Raw genomic sequence first — 13,977 nt, forward strand, 5'->3', positions numbered from 1 at the left:
TTTGCATACAATCATTAAAATAATTCATAAATTTATTGAAAATAATGAGTTTGCATAATAATAAGAAATACCCCATTCTATCTTCGTTCAGACGTTTAGCCGTCTAAATTACCCACAACACATAGATGAGGAACTTATTATGACAACATTTCATTTATCCGGTTTTCCACGTGTAGGTGCAAAACGTGAACTTAAATTTGCACAAGAACGTTATTGGCGTGGCGAAATTTCCGAGCAAGATTTATTGGATATAGCTAAGAAACTCCGAGAAATTAGCTGGAAACACCAAGCGGAGGCAAATGCGGATTATGTCGCCGTGGCAGACTTTACTTTCTATGATCACATTCTGGATTTACAAGTGGCAACAGGTTCTATTCCTGCCCGTTTCAGATTTGACAGCCAACATTTAACCCTCGATCAGTATTTCCAACTGGCACGTGGCAATAAAGATCAATTTGCTATTGAAATGACAAAATGGTTTGATACCAACTATCACTATCTTGTGCCGGAATTTCATGACAATACTGAATTTAAAGCCAATTCTTCCCATTATGTAGAACAAATTCGTGAGGCCAAAGCGCTTGGATTAAATGCAAAACCGACTATTGTCGGGCCATTAACCTTCTTATGGCTAGGTAAAGAAAAAGGTGCAGCATTTAATCGCTTTGATTTACTTCCGAAACTTCTTCCGGTTTATGTAGAAATCCTCAATGCTCTAGCGGCAGAAGGGGTAGAATATATTCAAATTGATGAACCGGCGTTAACCGTTGATTTACCATCAGAGTGGGTTGCTGCGTACAAAGAAGTTTATTCAACATTAACCACACAAGTAAAAGCAAAATTATTATTAGCCACTTATTTTGGTTCTGTGGCAGAACACGCCAATTTATTAAAATCTTTGCCTGTTGCAGGTTTACACATTGATTTAGTGCGTGCCCCTGAACAACTTTCTGCTTTTTCTGATTATGACAAAATTTTGTCTGTCGGTATCATTGATGGTCGTAACATTTGGCGTGCAAATTTAAGCCAAGTTTTAGATGTTGTGGAACCGTTAAAAGCAAAATTAGGTGATCGTTTATGGATTGCACCAAGTTGTTCCCTACTCCATACGCCTTATGATTTATCAATAGAAACCCAATTACAGGCAAACAAACCAGAACTTTATAGCTGGCTTGCTTTCTGTTTACAAAAAATTCAAGAATTAAGAGTCATTAAGACAGCACTTGAGCAAGGTCGCCAAGCTGCTCAATCAGAAATTGATGCAAGCCAAGCGGTATTTGATGCTCGAGCTAATTCAAAAACGATTCATCGTCCTGAAGTGGCTTCACGCTTGGCAAATTTGCCAAAAGATGCCGATCAACGCAAATCACCGTTTGCGGAAAGAATTAAATTACAAAATGCGTGGTTAAATTTGCCACTACTCCCGACTACTACCATAGGATCTTTTCCACAAACTAAGGAAATCCGCTTAGCCCGTGCCGCCTTTAAAAAAGGTGAGTTAAGTTTGACGGATTACGAAGCAGCAATGAAAAAAGAAATTGAATTGGTTGTACGTGAGCAAGAAAAATTGGATCTTGATGTGTTGGTTCACGGTGAAGCGGAACGTAACGATATGGTGGAATATTTTGGCGAATTATTAGAGGGCTTTGCTTTCACCAAATTCGGTTGGGTGCAAAGTTATGGATCACGTTGTGTCAAACCGCCGGTGATTTACGGTGATGTCGTTCGTCCTGAACCAATGACAGTACGTTGGTCTCAATATGCCCAAAGCCTCACCCCAAAAGTGATGAAAGGTATGCTCACAGGCCCCGTTACCATTTTACAATGGTCGTTTGTACGTAATGATATTCCACGTTCAACGGTATGTAAGCAAATTGCGGTGGCGCTTTCCGATGAGGTATTGGATTTAGAAAAAGCCGGCATTAAAGTCATTCAAATTGACGAACCGGCAATTCGCGAAGGTTTACCGCTCAAACGTGCTGATTGGGATAGCTATTTACAATGGGCGGGAGAAGCCTTTCGTTTAAGTTCAATGGGTTGTCAAGATGATACTCAAATACACACTCATATGTGCTATTCCGAGTTTAACGACATTTTACCGGCAATTGCCGCTTTAGATGCCGATGTGATCACCATTGAAACATCCCGTTCCGATATGGAACTACTTACGGCTTTCAGTGATTTTAAATATCCAAATGACATCGGACCGGGTGTGTATGATATTCATAGCCCACGTGTTCCAACAGAGGCTGAGGTCGAACATTTGTTACGTAAAGCACTGCAAGTCGTGCCAAAAGAACGTTTGTGGGTTAATCCTGATTGCGGTTTAAAAACCCGAGGTTGGAAAGAAACCATTGAGCAATTAAACGTAATGGTGAATGTAACGAAAAAATTACGTTCAGAACTGTCCCAGTAAAACGACAAAAAGCTGAATTTTGAAAAGATTCAGCTTTTTTATAAACTCATTAATTTCCTTCAAAAGAAATGACTTTACTTTTTTCCATTTAGGCTCTAGTCATTTTTGTAAAAAATGAAAAGCAAAGGGCTTTTAGATGATAAACGTGGTAAGTTTGTAGAAACTCAACCCCAATCTGACAGTCTCCATTCAAAATTACAGTGTCTGTCAGATAATTTGAGCTTAAATTCTTTTCTACCCCAATACGTTTTCCATCAAGCAATGTTTCCATCGGTATTCCTCCTCAAGCACATTTCCATGATGGGGTTGATACCGATTATAATGGACTAACCGTTCATCTAAATCAGCTTGCAATGTACTCAACACCCTATAGATTTTCTTGAGAAAGGCAACTTAGTAAAATTTTTGTACAATCGTCTTATGAAAGCGCTCACAAATACGGTTAGTTTATGGTTTTACTGTGTTCAATATCATTATTGCTAAATAAAACTCATTATGATTGTCTACCTTACCGCAGCATTCGCTGTCTTCATCCTATAAAGTTTTGCAATTTGCTATGAGTATCAATAAGCGTTTGTTGGTAAATCCGCCCCCCTTTGAGATGACCAACATAGAATGTATCTTATGAGCCCAAATACCCTAGATGTGCAGTTTCGATTTCACCATAAGCTATCTTGTCTTCTTTTTTACGTTCTAAGGATTGCCTAATCTAAAAAATTGTGTTGACAAAGCCACTGATGAAGGGCAAGGCTTCATCCTCAGTGAAGTACACTACAAGCATCGATTTTGATTAAGTCAGGCTTCAATTTCGCCTTATTTGTTTAGATTGAATTTGGACTCTCATATTCTAAACGGGAAACGCTCACCTTTATATTGCGATTTGTCAGTTCAAGTCTGATTTTCTACAAATAAAGGCGGAATTATTCCGCCTTTTTGTTAAAAACAAAAATCAAAACAGCTACCAATAAGCCACTAAGTAAAAATTACGTCCATTTGCTTAATGCTTTCTCGTCCGATTTTCTCGCCTCAATCCAACGTTCACCTGCGTTTGTTTGTTCCTTTTTCCAAAATGGGGCTTTTGACTTGAGATAGTCCATAATAAATTCATTCGCCCGATAAGCCTCACCACGGTGTGCGGCACTGACCCCAACTAATACAATTTCATCACCGGTATGCAACAACCCCACCCGATGAATAACTGATACGCGTTGAATATCCCAACGTTGCATAGCCTCAGCTACAATTTCATGAAGGGCTTTTTCTGTCATTGCCGGATAATGCTCTAAATAAAGGCTAGAAACATCATCACCTAAATTGAGATCGCGGACTTTCCCTACAAAAATAACAGAAGCACCAACAGAATGTGATTCAGAAAGCCATTGATAAATCGCATTTTGATCAAACCGCTCTTTTTGCACAGAAATATGAATATTATTCATATCATCCCCCTGTTACCGGTGGAAAAAACGCAATTTCATCACCGGATTTTAGCGTACTTTCAAGAGGCATAAGCGTTTGATTAATTGCCACAAGCGTTTTCCCCTTTTCTAATGCTAATGCCCATTTATCTCCCCTTTGTCTTAGGTGGGTACGTAACGCCTCAGCGGTGGGAAATTCACTTTCGATTTGAATCTCATCTATGCCAATGAGTTCCCGAGTTTGCGCAAAAAATAATACTTTTAACATCTATCCCTCCGATAAAAAATGACCTGATTTTCCACCGCTCTTTTCAAGTAATCGAACCGGTCCAATCACGATATCTTTTTGTACCGCTTTACACATATCATAAATCGTTAAGGCTGCGACACTTGCTGCGGTTAATGCCTCCATTTCGACGCCGGTTTTAGCGGTAAGTTTACAAAGAGATTCAATGCGAACCTGATTCGTTTCAACCATAGGCACAAGAGTCACTTCCACTTTAGAAAGCAATAACGAGTGGCACAAAGGAATCAGTTCCCAAGTCCGTTTTGCCGCTTGAATACCGGCAATCCTTGCTGTGGCAAATACGTCTCCTTTATGATGTTGACCATTTAAAATCATAGATAATGTTTCTTGTGACATAGTCACTATTGCTTCAGCACGTGCTTCGCGTACTGTTTCAATTTTGCCTGATACGTCCACCATATTGGCTTCGCCTTGGCTGTTAATATGAGTAAATGTTGTCATAATTTAAAAGTGCGGTTAATTTTGAAAAAATTTTTATTATTAGCCACCAATAGAGGCAAGATGATTACGAATACCGCTGTCGCCTTGGTGTAAATAATGATGTTCACGTTTACCCTGTAGAGCGGTAAAAATTCTGGCTTGTAAAAGTAATTGCTGTTCGTCTAATTGCAATAAATCACGCAATTCAATCCCTTCTTCACCAAATAAACAAAGATGTAATTTTCCTTTTGCAGAGACCCTTAAACGATTACAACTTGCACAAAAGTTTTTTTCATAAGGCATAATCAAGCCAATTTCCCCCATATAATCAGGGTGTTTAAAAACTTTTGCCGGCCCATCTGTTAGTGAGTTTTGCTGCAATTCCCAGCCTTCAGCAAGGAGTTTATCGGCTAGAACTTTACCTGAAAGATGATGTCGCTGAAAAAAAGAATTAATTTCACCGGTTTGCATAAGTTCAATAAAACGCATTTGAATCGGACGATTTTTCACCCAAGTCAAAAACCGGTTAAATTCACTATCATTTATCTGTTTCATTAACACGGAATTAACTTTAACTTTTTGGTAACCTACTTCAAATGCCCGCTCAATACCACGCATTACCTCATCAAATTTGTTTATTCCTGTAATTTGATGAAACATTTTCGGATCGAGACTATCAACACTGACATTAATGGAACTAATACCAGAATCTTTCCATGCTTTCACATCTTTCGCCATACGATAACCATTTGTCGTTAATGCGACTTGGCGAATACCTTCAATTTGTGCAATCTGTTCTGCAATCACAAGGAAATCTTTTCGCAAGGTAGGTTCGCCACCGGTTAAACGGATTTTTTCTGTTCCCATATTGGCAAAGGCTTGTGCAACACGTGTAATTTCACTTAAGGTAAGAAAATGAGGCTGATTTGCTTCAGGCTGATAGCCATTCGGTAAACAATAATTACAACGGAAATTGCATTGATCGGTAATCGATAGACGCAGATAATAATAGGTACGCTGAAACGCATCAATTAGACGTGCGTCTCCCACGTTTTTAATGGGAATAGATTGCATGAGACACCTTTCTAAAATGGAGAGGATAAGCCGTTTCCAACGTATCCCTGAATAACTTATATCGTTATTGGCATTGCCGTCATATTCCGATAAGGGAACTTAGACTAAACAAGCTCGGAGTTATGCGATAAAACTTGTTGGCATTTTAAAAGATTCCAACGAATCAATGCAATGAGATCCTCTGAATTTGATTATCAATCCGGTCAATTATTTAAAATTGATTATATAAAAACATATACAATGATTTGCCAACCAACCCGTTTTAGGTAGAAAAAGAAAATTTTATTGATCATGTTTGAAGAAGTCACCGCACTATTCTAAAAATAGAAAGTGCGGTCAATATTGACGCTATTTTTTCGCAAACACACGAACATTTGAGAAGCCGTTTTCTTTTAAATATAGGGCTTGTAGTTTACTCATCACGCCACGCTCACAATACAATACATAATTTTTGCTTTGATCGAGCGAACCAAACTGAGAGGAAAGTTTATAGAATGGCATTAGTATGACTTCGTGACTATCTGATTTAAAGGGCTTTTCATCCGTTTCTTCCGGACTACGAATATCTAAAATAATATCCTTTTCGTCCAAAATCGAAATGGCGTCCACAGCGATGACTTCTTTTTCCGTATCTTCCGCAATTTGACGAATATCTAAATACTGCGCATTTTGCACCGCACTTTCTAAAATCTCAAAATCAAAATGCCCTTCTTCCGCCACAATATTGTCACGCACAGCTTTGATCGTTGGATTTTTAGAAATCACTCCACAAAATTCCGGCATTGACTTCGCAATATCATCTGTGCCGATTTCTTTTGCCATGGCGATAATTTGTTCCTTATCATGAGTGATAAGGGGACGTAAAACCAAGGCTTCAGCGGCTTCATCAATTAATCTTAAATTGGTTAAGGTTTGACTGGAAACCTGCCCTAATGCCTCACCTGTCACAATGGCTTCAATATTAAAGCGAACGGCGACTTTACTCGCTGCACGAACCATCATACGTTTCAACACAACGCCCATTTGCCCGTTATCCACTTTTTCTAAAATCTCACCGACAACCCCTTCAAAATTAATAGCGATGAAACGTACTTTATGGGATGAGCCATAACGTTGCCAAATATGATGTGCCATTTGTTTAACGCCAATTTCATGCGCCGCACCACCAAGATTAAAGAAACAGTAATGAACTCGTGAACCTCGGCGAATTAACATATAACTCGATACGCCGGAATCAAACCCACCGGAAATTAAAGAAAGCACATCTTCTTGTGTACCAATCGGATAACCCCCAATACCGGCATGACGTTTTTTTACTAACATCATTTTGTCATCTTCAATATCAATACGTACCGTAACATCAGGATTTTTTAACCGCACTTTAGCGCTTTCAATGCGTTGATTTAAACCGCCACCGATATAACGCTCCGCTTCAATTGAACTAAATGTATGTTTTCCTTTGCGTTTTACACGCACACAAAAGGTTTTGTTTTGAAGTTGTGATTCCAAATCCTCAAGGGTTAATTCAAAAATATGGTGCAAATCGGTAAAAGGTTTTTCTTCCACTTCCAAAAAATGGTGAATACCGGGGATACGTTGTAACAAGGTTATCAGTGCCTCACGATTTTCTTCATTTTTTGACCGCACTTCAATGTAGTCCCAATGACGTACCACGGCAGTTTCTTCATCATATTTCTGCAGAATATTACGAATATTACTGGTCAGAATTTTAGCGAAACGTTTACGTACAGTTTCGCTTTTAATCATAATTTCAGGGAAAAGTTTAACGATAAATTTCATAGACGTTGAGATTGATAAAAAATGGCGAGTATTTTACGCAAAGCAAGGGAAAAGTCCATAAAACAAGAGAGCTATCTCATCAATGAGTCTTTTTTGAAATAAATTTTTAACATCCCATAAAATTACAGTACAATAGCCCTTATTTTCCCATAAAAAGGATGATTAAAAAATGGCCCGCAAACCCGCTTCCTCGCAAGACTTTGAAACCACACTAGCCCAACTAGAAAGTATTGTCTCTCGTTTAGAAAGTGGTGAATTGCCTTTAGAGGAATCACTTAAAGAATTTGAACAAGGTGTCAAATTAGCCCAGCTCGGGCAAGAGCGTTTACAACAGGCAGAACAGCGTATTCAAATTCTTTTACAAAAAAATGAGCATGCCCCCTTAAGCGATTATGAGGGAAACCAATAAAATGAGCCCATTTGCACAAGAACTGAAACAGGTTCAACAACGCATTAACGCCTTTTTGGAAACACAGTTTGATGGTATTGAAAGTCATAATTCCCCCTTACTTGAGGCAATGAAATACGGCTTGTTACTGGGAGGAAAAAGGGTTCGCCCCTTTTTAGTTTATGCGACGGGTAAAATGCTCAAAGCAAATGAACAATCCTTAGATTATGCTGCTGCTGCCATTGAAGCGATTCACGCTTATTCCTTAATCCATGATGATTTACCGGCAATGGATAATGATGCTCTCCGCCGTGGGCATGCGACTTGCCATATCGCTTTTGATGAAGCAACAGCTATCCTTGCCGGTGATGCATTACAAAGCCTAGCCTTTGATATTCTGACAAAAACGCCTCATATTTCCTCAGAACAGAAACTTGCCTTAGTTCAGATTTTATCTCGTGCATCTGGTGTACAGGGCATGTGTTTAGGGCAAAGTTTAGATTTAATTTCAGAACACAAACAAATTAATTTGCACAGGCTGGAATTAATCCATCGTAATAAAACAGGTGCTTTGCTTAAAGCCGCATTGAAACTTGGATTTATTTGCTCACCACATTTTGAAGACAAATCATTAGAACAAACGCTAACCCGCTATGCAGATGCAATTGGACTCGCCTTTCAAGTGCAAGATGATATTTTAGACATTGAAGGCGAATATTCAGAAATCGGAAAACCGGTTGGCTCGGATTTAGATTTGGATAAAAGCACTTATCCCAAATTACTTGGTTTAAACGGTGCGAAGCAAAAAGCTCAAGATTTATATCAAACCGCATTGAACGAATTGGAAAAAATTCCTTTTGATACAACCGCCCTTCAAGCTTTAGCGGAATTTATTATTACGAGAAAAAGTTAATTAAGACCGCGTCACAAACTTGGAAAAAAGTGCGGTTCAAAAATAACACATTTTGGGAATGACTAACGATATGAACAACTACCCTCTTTTATCTTTAATTAATTCACCGGAAGATCTGCGTCTTTTAAACAAAGAGCAACTACCACAACTTTGCCAAGAATTACGCAGTTATCTTTTAGCCTCCGTTAGTCAAACCAGCGGTCATTTGGCTTCAGGGTTAGGTACAGTGGAACTTACCGTTGCACTACATTATGTATATAAAACGCCATTTGACCAACTTATTTGGGATGTGGGTCATCAGGCCTATCCCCATAAAATTCTCACCGGTCGGCGAGACCAAATGGCCACCATTCGCCAAAAAGGTGGTATTCATCCTTTTCCTTGGCGAGAAGAAAGTGAATTTGATGTATTAAGTGTAGGACATTCCTCCACATCAATTAGTGCAGGGCTTGGTGTAGCTGTCGCAGCAGAACGGGAGAACGCAGGACGTAAAACCGTATGTGTCATTGGCGACGGTGCGATCACCGCTGGTATGGCATTTGAGGCACTAAATCACGCAGGAGCATTGCACACGGATATGCTGGTTATTTTAAATGACAATGAAATGTCAATTTCAGAAAACGTAGGCGCATTAAATAACCATCTTGCACGTATTTTTTCCGGTTCGTTCTACTCCACTGTCCGTGATGGGAGTAAAAAAATTCTTGATAAAGTGCCAAGTGTCAAAAATTTTATGAAAAAAACCGAAGAACACATGAAAGGGGTAATGTTCTCACCGGAAAGCACATTGTTTGAGGAACTCGGATTTAACTATATTGGACCGGTAGATGGGCATAATATTGATGAATTAGTGGCAACATTAACTAATATGAGAAATTTAAAAGGGCCACAATTTCTCCATATTAAAACCAAAAAAGGGAAAGGTTATGCGCCTGCGGAGAAAGATCCTATCGGTTTCCATGGTGTACCAAAATTTGATCCGACAAGCGGAAAATTGCCAAAATCAAATACTATCCCGACTTATTCCCAAATTTTCGGCGATTGGCTTTGTGAAATGGCAGAAAAGGACTCAAAACTGATAGGTATCACCCCTGCTATGCGTGAAGGTTCCGGTATGGTGGAATTTTCTCAGCGTTTCCCAGAACAATACTTTGATGTTGCTATTGCAGAGCAGCACGCAGTAACCTTTGCGGCAGGATTGGCGATTGCCGGTTATAAGCCGGTTGTTGCGATTTATTCCACCTTCTTACAACGTGCCTACGATCAACTCATCCACGATGTTGCGATTCAAAATCTTCCTGTACTCTTTGCCATTGACCGTGCCGGTATCGTGGGAGCGGACGGGCAGACTCACCAAGGAGCGTTTGATTTAAGTTTTATGCGCTGTATTCCCAATATGATTATTATGACCCCAAGTGATGAGAATGAATGCCGTCAAATGCTTTATACCGGCTACCAATGTGGAAAACCTGCTGCTGTGCGTTATCCTCGTGGAAATGCTGTCGGGGGAGAATTACAGCCGCTCAGTATGTTACCTATTGGAAAAGCTCATTTAGTTCTAGAAGGGAAAAATATAGCCATTTTAAATTTTGGCACATTACTACCTGATGCCTTAAAAGCGGCGGAGAAACTCAATGCGACAGTCGTGAATATGCGTTTTGTCAAACCACTCGATGTAGAGATGGTTAACATACTTGCACAAACCCATGAATATTTAGTGACGTTAGAAGAAAACGCAATACAAGGGGGGGCGGGTTCAGCCGTGGCTGAAGTATTAAATTTATCTGCAAAACCAACCGCACTTTTGCAAATTGGTTTACCGGATTATTTTATTCCACAAGGTACGCAGCGAGAAATGCAGCATGAATTACAATTGGATGCGGAGGGCATTGAAGCACAAATTCTTGCATTTACCAATAACAAAATATCAATCTAAAAGAAAAAGCGCCGGATAAATCATTTAGAAAAAAACCGGTATTATGTAGCAGAAATTTCAAAGACCTGTAGGGACACACTCGTGTGTCCGAAATCAAATTTTAACCACAATAAAATAAATACGAATAAATTAAATATTGGCATTATCAAAAAACAAAACATTGATTGGTGTCATTGACACGGACACACGCAGTGTGTCCAGACCAAGCTAACCCCAAAACAGATTTGTGCAACTAACAAAAACGGCAGTGATGAACTGCCGTTTATTTATATATGTGACAAATATTACCAAGGCTGACTTGTTGGCCCTAATGTAAACTCGCTAATATTGGTGTCTTCTGGTTGAGAAAGAGCAAAAGCTACAACATTTGCCACTCGTTCAGCCGGAATTTCAAAATTATCGTAGAGTTCCCGATAGCCTTTTGAGGTTGCTTCATTAGTAATATGATCAACTAATTCCGACTGTACGGCTGCCGGGTAAATCGTTGCAGTGCGAATATTTGTTCCCGCTTGAGCTGATTCCATACGCAACCCCTCCATAATGGCTTTTACCGCCCATTTTGTTCCGCAATATACACTCGCCCCCGGATACACTTTTAAGCCAGCTACGGAAGATACCGCCAAAATATGCCCTGATTTTTGCCGTTCAAAAGTTGGTAACACGGCGGCAATACCATTTAGCACACCTTTAATATTTACATCCACCATGGCGTCCCAATTCTTGGTTTCCAAGACTGAAAGCGGTGAATTTGGCATTAAGCCTGCATTTAAGAAAATAGCATCCACTTTACCAAAAGTTGCCTTCGCTAACTCAACTAATTCAGCATTATCTTCCGCTTTTACCACATCGGTAACACGGTACACTGCCTCACCACCTTTAGCTTTAATGTTATTCACAATCGCTTGTAACTTTGCTTCACGGCGTGCACCTAACACTAATTTTGCACCACTTTCCGCCAGTTTATAGGCTGTAGCTTCGCCAATACCTGATGATGCGCCGGTAATAATTACGACTTTATTTTGAAGATTCTTCATTGTTGTACTCCTATTCAATATTCAAATACAATTGATTTTAACCTGTTAAATTTAACTTTATTCCGTAAAATGATAAAAAGAGACTTCGCTAAAAACTAATCATTAATCATCTTAATCACCTTCGCAGGTACACCTCCTACCACACTATTAGTCGGCACATTTTTTGTTACCACGGCGCCCGCCGCAATCACTGCATTATCGCCGATACTTACCCCAGCTAAAATTGTTGCATTTGACCCGATCCAAACATTCCTACCAATGTGAATGGGGGCAGCATAGGTTGTACCACGAGTTTCAACCGTTAAGCCGTGGTTAAGAGTGGCGATATTCACGTTCATTCCAATCATCGTACCGTCACCAATAAAAATGCCTCCACGATCTTGGAAAGAACAACCTATATTAAAAAACACATTTTTACCAATGTGAATATTTTTACCAAAATCTGTATAGAACGGTGGAAAACAAAGAAAGCTCTCATCAACGGGTAAATCCGTTAATTGACGAAACAGTTCCACAATTTCCGCCTGGGTATGAAATCCCGCATTCAATTCTTTAGTGATCTTTTGTGCATCAAAGGCACATTCCACTAATAATCCGTGCAATGCTATATCGTCCGCAGGAATAGCATTTCCGGCACGACAAAATTCAATAAAATCTTGTTTATTCATTATTCTGCCCGTTCAAATTTAATCTGGCTTGACTGTGAAAGTGCGGTCAAATCGCCATCAAAATTTCCCATATAAATTAACCCTGGGGCGTAAGGGCCTTTACCAAGAAACATTGCAATATTACCCCAGGGGGCATAATAAGCGATATCACCTGCTTTTCCCGTATAAGCGGTGGGAGCATTTTCCGTACTCAGTTTTTCTTTCAAATACACGACCTTTTCATTGCTACCGTAGTTATCTAACTTTGAGGTTATGGGAAGTTGTTGCCAGAAACTTTGGCTGGTTGGATTATCAGCTAATGTGGCAAAATACACACCACTATCAAGGGTAACTCTAACGTTCATTTCAGCGCCTGAAGATAAACTCACTAACCCCATTAAAAGGGGAAATAAGGTTTTCATTTAATAAAATCTCTCCTAAATTTGACCGCACTTGAGTCGGTCAAGATTCGATTATTTCAAATTAGCTTTGAAAAATGCCTCAAATTTATCATAAGGAATTTTGCCCGCTTGGTTATCATATAAATCCACGTGTGTGGCATTTGGTACAATATAAAGTTCTTTATTTTTTGAACCAAGAGATTGGAAGGCTTCTTCCCCAAAATAACGGGAATGCGCTTTTTCGCCATGAACGACTAAGGCAGCGGATTTTAATTCACCGGCACGTTGTAAAATTGGCATATTGATAAATGCAAGTGGTGTCGTTTTTGACCATCCCCCATTTGAATTTACTGAACGGGGATGATAGCCACGAGCTGTTTTATAATAATCAGCATATTCTTTTACCATTTTCGGGGTATCAACAGTTTGTTCATTTTGTGCCGGTAAATGATCTTTCTTCTCCGTATAGGCTGTGTTACCGGTTTCTGCATCCCTCCAACGTTGAAAGTTCAACCCCTGCTTCATTTGGTAACGCCCTTCCATATCAAGTGCAGGCTTTCTATCATATATGCCTTGTGCATTTGGTGTTAAATCAATTTCATAACCATTTGCCATCACTTTTGTCATATCATACATTGTGCTTACGGCTACCGCTTTAACACGAGTATCGGCAACGGCTGCATTTAATGCAAATCCTCCCCAACCACAAATACCTAAAATCCCGATCGCATCACGATTAACAAAATCCTGTGTTCCTAAAAAATCAACGGCCGCACTAAAATCTTCCGTAGCGATTTCCGGACTGGCAATATTGCGAGGCTCCCCCCCACTCTCCCCAGTGTATGAACCATCAAAAGCTAAGGTCACAAAACCTCGTTCAGCCAACGTTTGGGCATACAATCCCGATGATTGCTCTTTGACTGCACCAAACGGACCACTCACTGCAATTGCCGGTAATTTTCCTTTGGCATTTTTAGGTACATAAAGATCAGCGGCTAACGTAATACCATAGCGATTTTTAAAAGTAATTTTGCGATGCTCCACTTTGTCTGATTTTGGGAATGTTTTATCCCATTCTTGAACTAATGGAATATGTTGTGCTGGAATTTCAATTGCTGTAGTGTTCTGTGGTAGTGAAGCAACAGCGGTACTTCCCATTGCCAATAATGCAGAACCTAATATTGCAGCAAGTGCGGTCTTTTTAAAAAGTGTTTTTGTCATTT

13 protein-coding genes, 1 pseudogene and 1 riboswitch are annotated in these 13,977 nt (G+C 39.6%); of the genes and pseudogenes, 4 read left to right on the plus strand and 10 right to left on the minus strand.

Features of this window, described 5'->3' with window-relative positions; genetic code table 11:
• The first annotated feature begins 139 nt into the window (after window positions 1-139).
• The gene (metE, locus tag E4T92_RS02735; protein WP_135093341.1) at window positions 140-2,416 is read left to right on the plus strand and encodes a 5-methyltetrahydropteroyltriglutamate--homocysteine S-methyltransferase; all 2,277 of its coding nucleotides are present in this window, start codon (window positions 140-142) and stop codon (window positions 2,414-2,416) included.
• A gap of 220 nt (window positions 2,417-2,636) precedes the next feature.
• Here metE and E4T92_RS11195 read toward each other — a convergent pair.
• From E4T92_RS11195 to thiI, 6 genes and pseudogenes are all read right to left on the minus strand, one after another.
• Window positions 2,637-3,116, minus strand: a pseudogene (locus E4T92_RS11195) (IS481 family transposase); the annotation flags it as partial.
• 283 nt (window positions 3,117-3,399) lie between these two features.
• Window positions 3,400-3,855: a molybdopterin synthase catalytic subunit MoaE gene (gene moaE / locus E4T92_RS02745; RefSeq protein ID WP_135093343.1), complete on the minus strand. Its 456-nt coding sequence runs from the start codon at window positions 3,853-3,855 to the stop codon at window positions 3,400-3,402.
• Window position 3,856: 1 nt separating this feature from the next.
• Entirely contained in the window at window positions 3,857-4,102 is a 246-nt protein-coding gene (gene moaD, locus E4T92_RS02750) for a molybdopterin synthase sulfur carrier subunit (RefSeq protein WP_135093344.1), read from the minus strand.
• A complete protein-coding gene (moaC, locus tag E4T92_RS02755; protein WP_135093345.1) occupies window positions 4,103-4,582 on the minus strand; it encodes a cyclic pyranopterin monophosphate synthase MoaC in 480 nt (159 codons plus the stop codon).
• Between the two features lie 39 nt (window positions 4,583-4,621).
• On the minus strand, window positions 4,622-5,635 hold the full coding sequence (gene moaA / locus E4T92_RS02760; protein ID WP_135093346.1) for a GTP 3',8-cyclase MoaA: 1,014 nt from the start codon (window positions 5,633-5,635) through the stop codon (window positions 4,622-4,624).
• Window positions 5,624-5,767: riboswitch (molybdenum cofactor riboswitch) on the minus strand. (Overlaps the previous gene by 12 nt.)
• Before the next feature lie 216 nt (window positions 5,768-5,983).
• Window positions 5,984-7,435 carry a tRNA uracil 4-sulfurtransferase ThiI gene (gene thiI / locus E4T92_RS02765; RefSeq protein WP_135093347.1) on the minus strand — a complete coding sequence of 484 codons (1,452 nt, stop codon included), beginning with the start codon at window positions 7,433-7,435 and terminating at the stop codon, window positions 5,984-5,986.
• Between the two features lie 169 nt (window positions 7,436-7,604).
• Here thiI and xseB point away from each other — a divergent pair, with 169 nt between their 5' ends.
• The 3 genes from xseB to dxs are packed head-to-tail and all read left to right on the plus strand — an operon-like array spanning window position 7,605 to window position 10,672.
• Complete coding sequence (xseB, locus tag E4T92_RS02770; protein WP_077540772.1) at window positions 7,605-7,844, plus strand: exodeoxyribonuclease VII small subunit; 240 nt, start codon at window positions 7,605-7,607, stop codon at window positions 7,842-7,844.
• 1 nt (window position 7,845) lies between these two features.
• Complete coding sequence (gene ispA / locus E4T92_RS02775) at window positions 7,846-8,736, plus strand: (2E,6E)-farnesyl diphosphate synthase (RefSeq protein WP_135093348.1); 891 nt, start codon at window positions 7,846-7,848, stop codon at window positions 8,734-8,736.
• A gap of 58 nt (window positions 8,737-8,794) precedes the next feature.
• Entirely contained in the window at window positions 8,795-10,672 is a 1,878-nt protein-coding gene (gene dxs / locus E4T92_RS02780; protein ID WP_135093349.1) for a 1-deoxy-D-xylulose-5-phosphate synthase, read from the plus strand.
• 284 nt (window positions 10,673-10,956) lie between these two features.
• Here the strand turns inward: dxs and E4T92_RS02785 are convergent, their stop codons facing one another.
• The 4 genes from E4T92_RS02785 to E4T92_RS02800 form a co-directional block, all read right to left on the minus strand.
• Window positions 10,957-11,706 carry an SDR family oxidoreductase gene (locus E4T92_RS02785; protein ID WP_135093350.1) on the minus strand — a complete coding sequence of 250 codons (750 nt, stop codon included), beginning with the start codon at window positions 11,704-11,706 and terminating at the stop codon, window positions 10,957-10,959.
• Window positions 11,707-11,801: 95 nt separating this feature from the next.
• A complete protein-coding gene (locus E4T92_RS02790) occupies window positions 11,802-12,374 on the minus strand; it encodes a sugar O-acetyltransferase (protein ID WP_077540780.1) in 573 nt (190 codons plus the stop codon).
• Window positions 12,374-12,775 carry a cyclophilin-like fold protein gene (locus tag E4T92_RS02795; protein WP_228063533.1) on the minus strand — a complete coding sequence of 134 codons (402 nt, stop codon included), beginning with the start codon at window positions 12,773-12,775 and terminating at the stop codon, window positions 12,374-12,376. The genes E4T92_RS02790 and E4T92_RS02795 overlap by 1 nt, the downstream gene beginning before the upstream one ends.
• Before the next feature lie 51 nt (window positions 12,776-12,826).
• Window positions 12,827-13,975: an alpha/beta hydrolase gene (locus E4T92_RS02800; RefSeq protein WP_135093351.1), complete on the minus strand. Its 1,149-nt coding sequence runs from the start codon at window positions 13,973-13,975 to the stop codon at window positions 12,827-12,829.
• Between the last annotated feature and the right edge of the window lie 2 nt (window positions 13,976-13,977).

The sequence above is a fragment of the Pasteurella sp. WM03 genome (assembly GCF_004570945.1).
GTDB lineage: Bacteria > Pseudomonadota > Gammaproteobacteria > Enterobacterales > Pasteurellaceae > Rodentibacter.

Bases quoted from the DNA above. Each gene is read 5' to 3' on its own strand.
- moaD (WP_135093344.1), bottom strand. From the start codon at position 4,102: ATGTTAAAAGTATTATTTTTTGCGCAAACTCGGGAACTCATTGGCATA.
- moaC (WP_135093345.1), bottom strand. From the start codon at position 4,582: ATGACAACATTTACTCATATTAACAGCCAAGGCGAAGCCAATATGGTG.
- E4T92_RS02790 (WP_077540780.1), bottom strand. From the start codon at position 12,374: ATGAATAAACAAGATTTTATTGAATTTTGTCGTGCCGGAAATGCTATT.
- ispA (WP_135093348.1), top strand. From the start codon at position 7,846: ATGAGCCCATTTGCACAAGAACTGAAACAGGTTCAACAACGCATTAAC.
- E4T92_RS02795 (WP_228063533.1), bottom strand. From the start codon at position 12,775: ATGAAAACCTTATTTCCCCTTTTAATGGGGTTAGTGAGTTTATCTTCA.
- moaE (WP_135093343.1), bottom strand. From the start codon at position 3,855: ATGAATAATATTCATATTTCTGTGCAAAAAGAGCGGTTTGATCAAAAT.
- moaA (WP_135093346.1), bottom strand. From the start codon at position 5,635: ATGCAATCTATTCCCATTAAAAACGTGGGAGACGCACGTCTAATTGAT.
- E4T92_RS02785 (WP_135093350.1), bottom strand. From the start codon at position 11,706: ATGAAGAATCTTCAAAATAAAGTCGTAATTATTACCGGCGCATCATCA.
- E4T92_RS02800 (WP_135093351.1), bottom strand. From the start codon at position 13,975: ATGACAAAAACACTTTTTAAAAAGACCGCACTTGCTGCAATATTAGGT.
- xseB (WP_077540772.1), top strand. From the start codon at position 7,605: ATGGCCCGCAAACCCGCTTCCTCGCAAGACTTTGAAACCACACTAGCC.
- thiI (WP_135093347.1), bottom strand. From the start codon at position 7,435: ATGAAATTTATCGTTAAACTTTTCCCTGAAATTATGATTAAAAGCGAA.
- dxs (WP_135093349.1), top strand. From the start codon at position 8,795: ATGACTAACGATATGAACAACTACCCTCTTTTATCTTTAATTAATTCA.
- metE (WP_135093341.1), top strand. From the start codon at position 140: ATGACAACATTTCATTTATCCGGTTTTCCACGTGTAGGTGCAAAACGT.